Genomic DNA, 11,001 nt, shown 5'->3' with positions numbered 1-11,001 from the left:
ACGCCGTGGACCCTCCCGCCTCCGGGACGACCGGGGCGGGAGGATCCCGTACGGCGGCGGGCCCGGCCCGTCCCGTCCGACCGTCCCGCCCCGACCGCCCCGACCCACGGAGGCAGAGGCGGAGGCGGAGACGGGGCGGAGAGGCGGTACCCCGCGCGCCGGGGCGCGCCGGGCCCGCTCGGCGCAGCGCCGTCCCTCAGCGCCGGGCGCGGCGGCGCAGCGCGGAGAGCAGGGCCCAGCCGGCGGACACCGCGAACAGGGCGGCGGTCAGCAGCAGCCAGCGTTCGGTGAAGCCGTCGGCGCTCAGGCCGGTACTCCGCTCGAACCGCGCCGGCGGGCCGCTGACCAGCGGCCACCAGACGAGCAGCAGCAGCCCGGACAGCAGGGCGGGAATCCGCAGGTGGTTGATCCCCGGCCGGTACGGTGTCCGGGGCCGGGCGGCGTCCGGCGCGGCACCGCCCGCCCCGGACCGGCGGCGCGGGGGCGGCAGAGCCCCCACCGCGCGGTCCGCCGCGGTGTACAGCGGCAGCAGCACCAGGTCGTGCAGGAGGGCGGCTCCCACGACCCACAGCACGACGCCGAGCGGGTCGTCGCCGCCCAGCAGGCGCGTTCCGGCGTACGCGGTCACGGCGAATGAGCACAGCAGCAGCGGCGGGTACCACAGGGGCTCGCCGGCCCGGAGCGGCGGAAGGCGCCTCACGGGTTCCCCCCGAAAGTGAGCCGGGTGACCCATTTGGTGTTGTGCACCCCGGGGTTCGCGGGCACGATCACCCGCGCCGGATACCCGTGGTCGGCCGAGAGCCGGGCTCCGTTGACCCGCAGCGCGAGCAGGGAGAGCGGGTCGCGCACCTGGTTGGCGCGGAGCCCGGCCGACCGGAACGTCCCGGAGCGCTGCGCCGACTCGACGAACACCCCGGGCGCGTCCCGCTCCCAGCCGGCCAGGGCCGCCAGATCCGCCAGCCGGACCCCGCTCCACATCTGGTCGGAGGTCGACCAGCCCTCCACACAGGCGATGGGCAGCGCGGCACGGTGCTGCGGCAGCTCCAGCAACTCCGCCCGGGTGAAAACGAGTTCGCGCGGCCCGCCGCGCACCGTCAGCCGCCAGTCCGCGCCGATGTCCGCGGCGCGGATGCCCGCGGCGGCCGCCGTCTTGTTGATCTGGAAGCCGTTCGGACCGCCGCCGGGCTCCCGTCCGCGCGGGGCGAGGACGGCGGTGGAGCGCAGCGGCCCGCCGAGGCTCTGCCCCGCCGTGGTGGCGGCCAGCAGCAGCGAGCCCGCCCCCACCGCGGTGAGCGCGCCCCGGCGGGAGAGGGTGGGCGCGGCCGGCTCCGGTGCGGCGAGGGCGGCCATGGCGGCGGCCTCCTCCTCCGTACGGGCGCGGCGGCCGCGCAGCACCCGCAGGGCGCGCGGCACGCGGAGCGCGGCGTGCGCGGCGAAGGCGGCCGTGAAGACCCAGGAGCCGTAGAAGTGCAGCGGGTAGAACGAGCCGGGGAAGACGTACTCCAGCTGGATGTTGAGAAGGCCGGTGGCGAAGACGAACAGCCCGCCGCCGACGAGCAGCAGCAGGGACAGCCGGTCCAGGGCATGGGTGACCGAGCGCACCGGGGGCCAGGTGAACAGCCGGGGGATGACCGACCAGAGCTTGGCCAGCAGCACCGGCACCAGCGCGACGCCCAGCGTCACATGGACGCCCTGGGTGAGCCGGTAGAGCCAGTGCGGCTCCGTGGGCCAGGGGAACAGGAAGAAGCCGAGCAGCCCCTTGTCCGGGGTGCGGTCGTTCCGGGCCAGATCCGGGTTGTACGCCGCGTACGACAGCAGCCCCGTCACGAACAGCACGGGGATCCCCACCAGCAGCACGATGCCCAGGACGGACGTCAGCCGGGGCCCGCGCAGCGGACTGCGCCAGAAGCCGGGCCGGAAGGGCCCGCCCGGCCCCCGGGCGCCCGGCCCGCCGGGCCGCGCCGCCGTCGCCTTACCGCGGACGGGACGCGCCCCGCCGGACCCCCGTGCCGTCTTCCCGCCGTCGTCGTCCATCGCGCCGCCCTCCGTGGTGTTCCGCGGGACGCGCGCAGGAGGCCCGCGTCCGCCGTCCACGACCGTAGGCCGGGCCGCCCCCCGGAACCCCGCTCCGGCCATGACGAAACGCTGACATCACACCGGGGGCGGTGAGGATCTGACGGAACGGTGACACCGGGCGTGTGTCCGGCCGTACGCGCCGGAGCGGCCCCTAGCGTGACGGCGTGACCCACCTCCGCACCCCCGCGCCCGGCCGCGAGCGTCTGCGCCCGCGGCGGTCCGCCGCCCGCGCGGACCTCCTCACCGCGGCCGCCGCCGCCCTCTTCGTCGCCGCGGTCGCCGTCGCCGGCATCCTGATCCAGCGCTCCGTGGACGTCCTGTACGTCGAGTGGCCGCCGCTCTACGCGCACTGGATGCCGCACGCGGGCCCCGGCACGGTCGCGGCACCCGCCGTGGCGGCCGCCGTCGTCGCCTACGGCCCGGTGCTCGCCCGCCGGCTGCCCTGGCGCCGGCTGCTGCTCCTGACCTGGGCGGCCTCGCTGGCCTGGACGCTGTCGCTGGCGCTGATCGACGGCTGGCGGCGCGGTGTCGCCGGCCGGCTCACCGCCAAGCACGAGTACCTGCTCGCCGTCGACCGCATCGCCGCCGACCCGGCCGCGGCCGTGCGCACCTTCACCGACCACATCCTGCTCACCTCGCCCGACTACTGGCCCGCCCATGTGGCGGGCCATCCGCCGGGCGCCGTGCTCACCTTCGTCGGCCTCGACCGCATCGGGCTCGGCGGTGGCGCCTGGGCCGCCGTGTGGGTGCTGATCGCGGGCAGCTCGGCCGCCGCGGCCGTCCTGGTGACGCTGCGTGCCGTGGCGGGGGAGCGGTGGGCGCGCCGGGCCGCGCCGTTCGCCGTGCTCGCCCCGGCGGCGGTCTGGGCGGGTGTCTCCGCGGACGCCTACTTCTCGGCCGTCGCCGCCTGGGGGATCGCCCTGCTCGCCCTGGCGTGCCGTCCGGCGGCGCGCCGTCCTGCGGCGACCGCGCTGGCCGCAGGGCTGCTGCTCGGCCTCACCGTCCATCTCTCGTACGGGCTGGTGCTGATGGTGATCCCTGCGGCCGCCGTCCTGCTGCACGGCCGGACCGTGCGCCCGCTGCTCCCCGCACTCGCCGGGGTGGCCGCGGTCACCGCCGCGTTCACCGCGGCCGGCTTCTGGTGGTACGAGGGCTACGACCTGCTGGTCACCCGCTACTACCAGGGAGTGGCCCGGATCCGCCCGTACAGCTACTGGTTCTTCGGCAACCTCGCCAACGCGGTCGTCATCGCCGGGGCCGCCTCCGTCGCCGGGCTGCGCCGCGCCCTGGCCGCCACCGCCGAGACGGCCCGCCGGCTGCGGTCGGGGCGCTCGCTGGACGCCTGCGGTGTCGTGCTCCTGGCCCTGGCGGGCCTCTGCATGATCGCGGCGGCCGACCTCTCCGGGATGAGCAAGGCCGAGACGGAACGGATCTGGCTGCCCTTCGCCCTCTGGCTCCTCCCGGCCGCCGCTCTCCTCCCGGCCCGCCACCACCGCCGCTGGCTGGTGCTCCAGGCGGCGACAGCGCTCTTTCTCAACCACGTTCTGCTTACGGGTTGGTGACGAGACGTCGCCCGGGTGTTGACCGGTATCGCCCCCGAGGGGGACCTTGCCGCCTTTTTGGTTTCATGCCCGGTGCGAACGGAAAGCGACGCCTTGTCACATTCCTGGCAGAACAGGAGTTGCCCATGTTCCACACGCTCAGGTCCCGCTCCGCGGGACTCGCGGCCGGTGCCGCCGCCTCGGCCCTTCTGGTCGGCGGTTCGCTGCTCGGCGCGACATCCGTCCAGGCCGACTCGCAGAACCATCCGCACAAGCCGTACGGGGTCGTCAAGGCCGGGACGCTCAACGAGCGGCAGTACCCCAGCACCGACTCCTCGGTGGTGGGCCAGCTCCACCGGCACGACCGGATCGGCATCAAGTGCAAGGTGCGCGCCCAGCTGATCCACGGCGACCCCATCTGGTACCACCTGCGGCACAAGGAAGCCTGGGTGAGCGGGAAGTACGTGCACGTTCACGGTTATGTGAAGTGGTGCAAGGACGTCGACCGTCACCACCACCCGCTGACCAACAGCAGGAAGGCCCGTATGGCGAAGGGGTGACCCCACCTCTTCACACCCGGGTGTGAGAAAGGGCCCGGTCCCGGCGGAGGCAGTCCGCCGGGACCGGGCCCGCCGCCGTTCCGCCGGCCGCCGCGGTGCCGCCCAGTGCCGCCCGGGGCGGTCCGCCGCAGGGTCCGCGGCCGTCAGCCGAGGCTCTCCGGCCGCTCTCCCTTCGGCCCGAGGCCGCGCGTGGTCCGCGGGCCCCGGCTGCGCATGGACGGGTCCTTCTGGAGGGTCTTGTCCGCCGCCTTGGTGGCCTGCTGGTCGGATACTCCGCTGTCCTCGGCCTCCTTGCGCAGCTTCGCCCGTTTCCGGTCGTACTTCTTGCTGCCGGGCTCCGGCATGGCCGTCACCTCCTCGGTAATGCGGGCAGGGCCCGCCGACGCCGGACGGGTATCCGGGGTAAAAGGCGTGAAACGGTATGAACCACTCCGGCAGTCGCCCTTCGAAGGGCGCCGGCTCACCCGCTGCCCCGGCGCCCCGCCCGCGGAGCCGGGTGGCGCCGTGCTCCCGTGCGCCGTCCGGTGTGGGATGTACCGCAGGGTGACCGGCTTGTCCTCCTCGCGCGCGGCGCACTACTGTCACAGGGCCTTGGTGCACGGGAAACCGGTGAAGAACCGGTGCGGCCCTCGCCACTGTGATCGGGAAGTCCGGTTCCACCCTCTGGGAGCCACTGGGATGCCGCGGAGCGCCGCGGCACCCGGGAAGGCGGAGTCCGGGCGGCATGACCCGTAAGCCAGGAGACCGGCCAGGGCGCGTCGTCCATCCACGAGGTGCTGGAGAGGTCCGCTTTCCCATGCATATAGCCGAGGGCTACCTGCCCCCCTGGCACGCGGTCGCCTGGAGCGCCGCCGCCGCCCCCTTCGTCCTCCACGGCGTACGGTCGCTGAGCCGCGAGGTGAGGAAGAATCCGGAGAACACCCTGCTGCTCGGTGCCTCCGGTGCCTTCACCTTCGTCCTGTCCGCGCTGAAGATCCCCTCCGTGACGGGCAGTTGCTCGCACCCCACCGGCACCGGGCTCGGTGCCATCCTGTTCCGGCCGCCGGTCATGGCGGTGCTCGGCACCATCACCCTGCTCTTCCAGGCCCTGCTGCTGGCGCACGGCGGGCTCACCACCCTGGGCGCCAACGTCTTCTCCATGGCCGTGGTGGGCCCGTGGGCCGGGTACGCCGCCTACCGGCTGGTGAGGGGACTCGGCGCGCCGCTCGCCGCCGCCGTGTTCGCCGGTGCCTTCACCGCCGATCTGAGCACCTACTGCGTCACCAGCGTCCAGCTCGCCCTGGCGTTCCCGGACCCGGCCACCGGACTGCCCGGCGCCCTGGCCAAGTTCGGCTCCGTCTTCGCCGTCACCCAGATCCCCCTCGCCGTCAGCGAGGGCATCCTCACCGTGCTGGTGATCCGGCTGCTGGGCCAGGCCGACGGGACCGCCCTGGCCCGGCTCGGTGTGCGGACGGCCCCCGGCGGCCGCCGGCCGGAGCGGTCCGAGGAGGCGGTGACCCGATGAGCCGGAACACCCGGACCAACCTGCTGCTGCTGGCCGTTGTCGCCGTCCTGGCCGCCCTCCCGCTCGTCCTGGGACTCGGCGACGGCATGGAGGAGCCCTTCACCGGCAGTGACGCGCAGGCCGAGACGGCGGTCGAGGAACTCCGGCCGGGCTACGAACCCTGGTTCGCCCCGCTCTACGAACCCCCGTCGGCGGAAGTGGAGTCGGCGCTCTTCGCCCTCCAGGCCGCGATCGGCGCCGGGGTGCTGGCTTACTGCCTCGGGCTGCGCCGGGGACGCCGGCAGGGGGAGGCGCGGGCCGCCGGCGAAGCGGCGGGAACGGCCGGTCCCGGTACCGCCGCGGCGGGCACGGCCCGGACGGCGGGTACCGGGAAACCGGGGGGCGGCGCGCGCCCTGACGCGGGGGCGGCCGCGGAGGCGCCACCGGCCGGCGGGGACCCGGGCGGTGCCGGGAACGCCCCGGCGCCCGCGTCCGGCGAACGGGGCGGCGGGGGGCCGTCCGGTCCCGGCGGCCGCCCGGCCGCGTAGCCCCGCGTGCTGCCCATCGACGCGGCGGCGCACAGCAGTCGCTGGCGCCGCCGCCACCCCCTGGACAAGGCGGTCCTCGCCCTCGGCCTGACCGTCCTGGCGGTGAGCCTGCCGCCCTGGCCGGGGGCGCCGCTCATCGCCGCCGTCGCGCTCACCGCACTGCTCGGCCCGGCCCGGGTGCCGCCGCGCCGGCTCTGGCGGGCGTACCGGGTGCCGCTCGGCTTCTGCGTCACCGGCGCGCTGCCGCTCCTCGTCCAACTGGGCGGGGAGCGCGGCCTGCTGTCCCTCGCACCGGACGGCCCCGCGCAGGCCGGGCAGCTGCTGCTGCGCACCTCGGCCGCCTCGCTGGGCGTCCTGCTGTTCGCCTTCACCACACCGCTGTCGGATCTGCTGCCGCGTCTGTCCCGGGCCGGCGTGCCCCCCGCCGTGACCGACGTCGCGCTGGTGACCTACCGCATCACCTTCCTCCTGCTGGACACCCTCGCGCAGGTGCGGCAGGCCCAGGCCGCGCGCCTGGGCCACACCACGCGCGCCGCCGCCTGGCGCTCGCTGGCCGGGCAGGGGGCGACGGTCTTCCTGCGCGCCTTCTCGCGCGCCGCGCGGATGCAGGACGGGCTCGCGGGGCGCGGCTACGACGGGACGCTCCGTGTCCTCGTCACCGGCGCCCCCGTGTCCCGGCCCTTCGTCACCGGGTCCGTCCTGCTGCTCGCCGCGCTGGCGGCGGCCACCCTCGTCCTCGAAAGGCTGCTGTTGTGACCGCCGTACCGCCCGTGGTGGAACTCGTCGACGCCGGATACGCGTACGAGAACGGCCCCCCGGTGCTCACCGGGGTCACCTTCGCGGTCCGCCCCGGCCGTGCCCTGGCCCTGCTCGGCCGCAACGGCAGCGGCAAGACCACCCTGCTGCGGCTGCTCAGCGGCGGCCTGCGGCCCTCGGCCGGGGAACTCCGCCTGGACGGCACCCCGGTCGGCCGCGGCCGGGCCGCGCTGACCCGGCTGCGCACCTCCGTGCAACTCGTCCTCCAGGACCCCGACGACCAGCTCTTCGCCGCTTCCGTGGGGCAGGACGTGTCGTTCGGACCGGTGAACCTGGGGCTGCCGGAGGAGGAGGTCGCGCGGCGGGTGACGGAGGCCCTCGCGGCGCTCGGCATCACCGCGCTCCGCGACCGTCCCACCCATCTGCTCTCCTACGGCCAGCGCAAGCGGGCCGCCATCGCCGGGGCGGTGGCGATGCGGCCCCGGATCCTCGTCCTCGACGAACCGACCGCGGGGCTCGACCCGCACGGCCAGGAGCAGCTCCTGGAGGTCCTGGCCGGGCTGCGGGCCTCCGGCACCACCGTCGTCATGGCCACCCACGACGTGGACCTCGCGCTGCGCTGGGCGGACGACGCCGCGATCCTCACCCCGGACGGCCCGCGCACCGGGCCCGCCCACCGGCTGCTCGCCGACGGCGGGCTGCTGGCCGCGGCGGGGCTGCGCCGGCCCTGGGGGCAGGCGGCGGCCCGGGTGCTGCGCGCCCACGGGCTGCTGGACGGGGCGGCGCGGGGCCCCCGGACGGCGGAGGAACTGCTGTGGTGGGCCGCCGGGGACGCGACGGCGGACGCGCGCCCGGAGGCGGACGCGGGAGGGGGTTCCCGGCCCGGACGGGAGCCGGGAGGGGAGCCGGGAGGGGAGTCGGGAGGGGAGTCGGGACGGGAGAACGCCGCCGCCCGCGGCCCCGGGCCGGGCGCGCCGCCGGGCGGGGCCGGGGCCGCCGTACCGGACTGAGCGGCCGTCCACGGGGCGGTCCGGGAGGGACCGCCGCAGCCGAGGGCCGTGGCGGCGTGGTCCGGCGCGGGTGAATCCCGACGGCCCGGGCCCCGGGGCCCGAAGCGGGGGCGGAGGGCCGGGGGAGCGGCCGGTGCCCCGGCGCGGGGCCCGGCTGCCGACAGCCGTACCGGCGGCGGGGACGGGAGGCGGCGCGGCCGTGCCCCGCCGTGCCGGGGCCGGGGCCGGGGGCCGGGGGGAAACAGCCGGCGGGCGGAGAGCGGCCCGGCCGTGACGGCCGGGGGAACAGCCCGGCGGAAGCGGACGGCCCTCTGCCGCCCCTCGCGCAACACCCCTAGCCTGTCGTGTACCTGACCACCCCTCACTCCGACAGGCGGGTACGCAGCATGAGCAGAATCCGTACCGGTGCCCTCACGGCGGCCGCCGCCGCGGCACTCCTGGCCTCCCTCCCCGCGGCGGCCGAAGCGGCGCCGGGAAGCCCCCGGGCCGCGGGTCCGTCCTACTCGGCCACCACCTCCGTGGGCGTGCACAACGCGTACGAGAAGGCGAAGTACCGGTACTTCGCCGACGCCCTCGACTCCGGCGCCTCGCTGCTGGAACTCGACGTCTGGACCAACGCCGCGGGCGCTGGCTGGCGGGTCTCCCACGAGAACCCGTTCGGCAATGACAACAACTGCGAGAACGCCGCCTCCGCCGCGGAACTGCGCACCAAGCCGCGCAACCAGAGCCTCGCTGGCTGCCTCGCCGACATCCGCGCCTGGCACGACGCGAACCCCGGCCACCGACCGGTCGTGCTCAAGGTGGAGATGAAGGACGGCTTCGCCGACAACCGCGGCCGGGGACCGGACGAGTTCGACGCCCTGCTCGGCGAGAAGCTCGGCGACGCCCTGCTCCGCCCCGCCGACGTCCGCGGCGGCCACGCCACCCTGGACGACGCGGTCCGGGCCGACGGCTGGCCCGGCCGGGACGAACTCGCGGGCAGGTTCCTGGTCGAGCTCATCCCCGGGACCGTCGAGGAGGGGAACCCCCTCGACTCCCTGTGGACCGACCGCGAATACGCCACACACCTCCGCGATCTCGCCGCCGCCGGCACCCTCGACCGGGCCGGAGCCTTCCCCGCCGTCCACCACGCCGAGGCCGGCGACCCGCGCACCGGCCGCTACGGCGACGCGTCACTGCGCCCCTGGTTCGTCGTCTTCGACGGCAACGCGGGCGACTACGCCGGAGGCGCCATCGACACGGCCTGGTACGACCAGCGGCACTATCTGCTGATCATGACCGCGGCGCACGCCGTCGCCCCCGCCATCGACGCCGTCAACCCCTCCGAGGCGGAGGCCCGGGACCGGGTGACGACGCTCGCCTCCCGGCACGCCAGCATCGTCACCTCCGACTGGTACCCGCTGCCGCAGGTGCTGTCCCTGGTCGTCCCCCGGGGCTGAGCGCGGCGGGTCACGGCCGCGCCGGCCCCGCCCCGGCCGGGCGCGCCGGCGCGGCCTCCGGACGATCCTCACGGAAGCCGCGCCGGCGGGCCCCGGCAGGCGCACACTGGAGCCATGTGCCGCAGCATCAAGACCCTCCGCCCGCCGTACACCGAGGACGCCGGGGAGGACGACGTCCGGGCCGCCGCCCTGCAGTACGTGCGGAAGATCTCCGGCTTCCGCGCCCCGGCGGCGCACAACCGGGCCGCGTTCGACGAGGCCGTCGAGGCGGTGGCCGCCGCCACCCGCGACCTCCTCGACGCCCTGGAGGTCCGCGGCCGCACCGCCCCGGGCGGCGGGAAGACCCCGCCGTCCCGCTGACCGGCGGCCGGGCAGCCCGCGGGGGCCCCGGCTGTCCAGAACCGGCCAGGGGAGATCGGCCGAAATCCGTCCCGTCCTGAGACCATGTCCGCATGGGTGTCGACGAGCTGGCCGAAGAGCTCTACGCGCTGCCTCCGGGAGAGTTCATCGCGGCCCGCGACCGGGCCGCCGCCGCCGCGCCCCGGGGCGAGCGCGGCGCGATCCGTGCCCTGCGCCGCCCGTCCCTGGCTGCCTGGGCCGTCAACCTGCTGGTCCGTGAGGACCGGTCGCGGACCGAACTGCTGCTGCGGCTGGGGGCGGAGCTGCGCACCGCGCACCAGCAGCCGGCCGGTGGCGGCCGGTTACGGGAACTCATCGGCCAGCAGCGGCAGTTGGTGGCCGCGCTGGCCCGGCGGGCCGGCCAGCTCACCGCGGACGCCGGCCGGCCGGTGTCGGACGCCGTGCTGCGCGAGGTGGAGGACACCGTGCACGCGGCCCTCGCCGACCCCGACGCGGCCCGGGACATGGCCCGGGGCCGGCTGACGAGGGCCTTCCCGCCGCCGTCGGGATTCGGCGTGCTCCCCGAGGCCACCGTCCTCCAGCTGCGTCCGCCGTCCGCGGCGCCCGCCGCCCGCGAGCCCGGGTCCGGCCGGCGCACGGCGGGCGGCGGAGCCGGTGGGGACCGGGCCGGCACGGGGGCGGATGACGCGGACGGCCCGGACGGCCCGGACGAGAGGGAACGGCGGGCTTCGGTCACCGACATAACGGAACGGGCCCGGGCCCAGGAGCGGGCGGACCGCGAACGGCGGCAGCGGCTGAGGAAGGCGCGCGGAGAGGCCGAGGAACTGGCCCGTGCCGCGCGCGGCAGTGCGGAGGAGGCCACCGTCGCCGAGCGGGAACTCGCCGCCGCACGGCGGCGGTTGCGGGAGGCGCGCGAGCAGGTGCACGGGCTCACGGAGGAGCTGCGGCGGGCGAAACGTTCGCTCTCGGCCGCGGAACGCGCCGAGCGGGCGGCCCGCGGCCCGGCGCAGCGGGCGCGGCAGGCGGCCGAACGGGACCGGAAGCGGGCCGAGGCGGCACGGGCCGAGGCGGACCGGGCCGAGGCCGACCGGCTCGCCCCGGACCCGGCGCGGCCTCCCGGCCGGCGCGGCCGGCGGCGTCCGGGCGCACCCTCGTAGAGCGGGGCCGGGCCGGAAGCCGTAGTGGGCCGGTCCGCGCACACCGTCCCCTCCCGGCGGGGGAGCTGATC

The 11,001-nt window shown here is 76.6% G+C and carries 11 protein-coding genes, 1 pseudogene and 1 riboswitch; of the genes and pseudogenes, 9 read left to right on the top strand and 3 right to left on the bottom strand.

Annotated elements, in window-relative coordinates:
- Positions 1-196: 196 nt before the first annotated feature.
- Both LIX60_RS00615 and LIX60_RS00610 read right to left on the bottom strand, forming a co-directional pair.
- Positions 197-733: a hypothetical protein gene (locus tag LIX60_RS00615; protein ID WP_227956691.1), complete on the bottom strand. Its 537-nt coding sequence runs from the start codon at positions 731-733 to the stop codon at positions 197-199.
- Positions 697-2,034, bottom strand: a complete 1,338-nt coding sequence (locus LIX60_RS00610; RefSeq protein WP_227956690.1) for a molybdopterin-dependent oxidoreductase — start codon at positions 2,032-2,034, stop codon at positions 697-699. The genes LIX60_RS00615 and LIX60_RS00610 overlap by 37 nt, the downstream gene beginning before the upstream one ends.
- Before the next feature lie 206 nt (positions 2,035-2,240).
- Here LIX60_RS00610 and LIX60_RS00605 point away from each other — a divergent pair, with 206 nt between their 5' ends.
- Positions 2,241-3,638 carry a hypothetical protein gene (locus LIX60_RS00605; protein ID WP_374117769.1) on the top strand — a complete coding sequence of 466 codons (1,398 nt, stop codon included), beginning with the start codon at positions 2,241-2,243 and terminating at the stop codon, positions 3,636-3,638.
- A gap of 125 nt (positions 3,639-3,763) precedes the next feature.
- Complete coding sequence (locus LIX60_RS00600; RefSeq protein WP_227956689.1) at positions 3,764-4,177, top strand: SH3 domain-containing protein; 414 nt, start codon at positions 3,764-3,766, stop codon at positions 4,175-4,177.
- A 143-nt stretch (positions 4,178-4,320) separates the two neighbouring features.
- Here the strand turns inward: LIX60_RS00600 and LIX60_RS00595 are convergent, their stop codons facing one another.
- Entirely contained in the window at positions 4,321-4,521 is a 201-nt protein-coding gene (locus LIX60_RS00595) for a hypothetical protein (protein ID WP_019708355.1), read from the bottom strand.
- 231 nt (positions 4,522-4,752) lie between these two features.
- Positions 4,753-4,945, top strand: a riboswitch (cobalamin riboswitch).
- A 28-nt stretch (positions 4,946-4,973) separates the two neighbouring features.
- Between LIX60_RS00595 and LIX60_RS00590 the strand changes: the two genes are divergently transcribed.
- The 7 genes and pseudogenes from LIX60_RS00590 (at position 4,974) to LIX60_RS00560 (ending at position 10,930) form a co-directional block, all read left to right on the top strand.
- The gene (locus tag LIX60_RS00590; protein ID WP_227956688.1) at positions 4,974-5,681 is read left to right on the top strand and encodes an energy-coupling factor ABC transporter permease; all 708 of its coding nucleotides are present in this window, start codon (positions 4,974-4,976) and stop codon (positions 5,679-5,681) included.
- The gene (locus LIX60_RS00585; RefSeq protein ID WP_227956687.1) at positions 5,678-6,208 is read left to right on the top strand and encodes an energy-coupling factor ABC transporter substrate-binding protein; all 531 of its coding nucleotides are present in this window, start codon (positions 5,678-5,680) and stop codon (positions 6,206-6,208) included. Before LIX60_RS00590 ends, LIX60_RS00585 begins: the two co-directional genes overlap by 4 nt.
- 6 nt (positions 6,209-6,214) lie before the next feature.
- Positions 6,215-6,964 carry a cobalt ECF transporter T component CbiQ gene (gene cbiQ, locus LIX60_RS00580; RefSeq protein WP_227956686.1) on the top strand — a complete coding sequence of 250 codons (750 nt, stop codon included), beginning with the start codon at positions 6,215-6,217 and terminating at the stop codon, positions 6,962-6,964.
- Positions 6,961-7,791 (top strand): annotated as a pseudogene (locus LIX60_RS00575) (energy-coupling factor ABC transporter ATP-binding protein); the annotation flags it as partial. The gene cbiQ and the pseudogene LIX60_RS00575, both read left to right, overlap by 4 nt.
- Before the next feature lie 569 nt (positions 7,792-8,360).
- Positions 8,361-9,413: a phosphatidylinositol-specific phospholipase C domain-containing protein gene (locus LIX60_RS00570; RefSeq protein WP_227956685.1), complete on the top strand. Its 1,053-nt coding sequence runs from the start codon at positions 8,361-8,363 to the stop codon at positions 9,411-9,413.
- Positions 9,414-9,527: 114 nt separating this feature from the next.
- Positions 9,528-9,773 (top strand): DUF2277 domain-containing protein, encoded by a 246-nt coding sequence (locus LIX60_RS00565; protein WP_227956684.1) that lies wholly within the window; start codon positions 9,528-9,530, stop codon positions 9,771-9,773.
- 92 nt (positions 9,774-9,865) lie between these two features.
- Positions 9,866-10,930 (top strand): hypothetical protein, encoded by a 1,065-nt coding sequence (locus LIX60_RS00560; protein ID WP_227956683.1) that lies wholly within the window; start codon positions 9,866-9,868, stop codon positions 10,928-10,930.
- The last annotated feature ends 71 nt before the right edge of the window (positions 10,931-11,001 follow it).

This window comes from Streptomyces sp. S07_1.15 (assembly GCF_020739505.1).
GTDB lineage: Bacteria > Actinomycetota > Actinomycetes > Streptomycetales > Streptomycetaceae > Streptomyces > Streptomyces xinghaiensis.
This window is presented reverse-complemented; position numbering and strand designations above follow the sequence as displayed.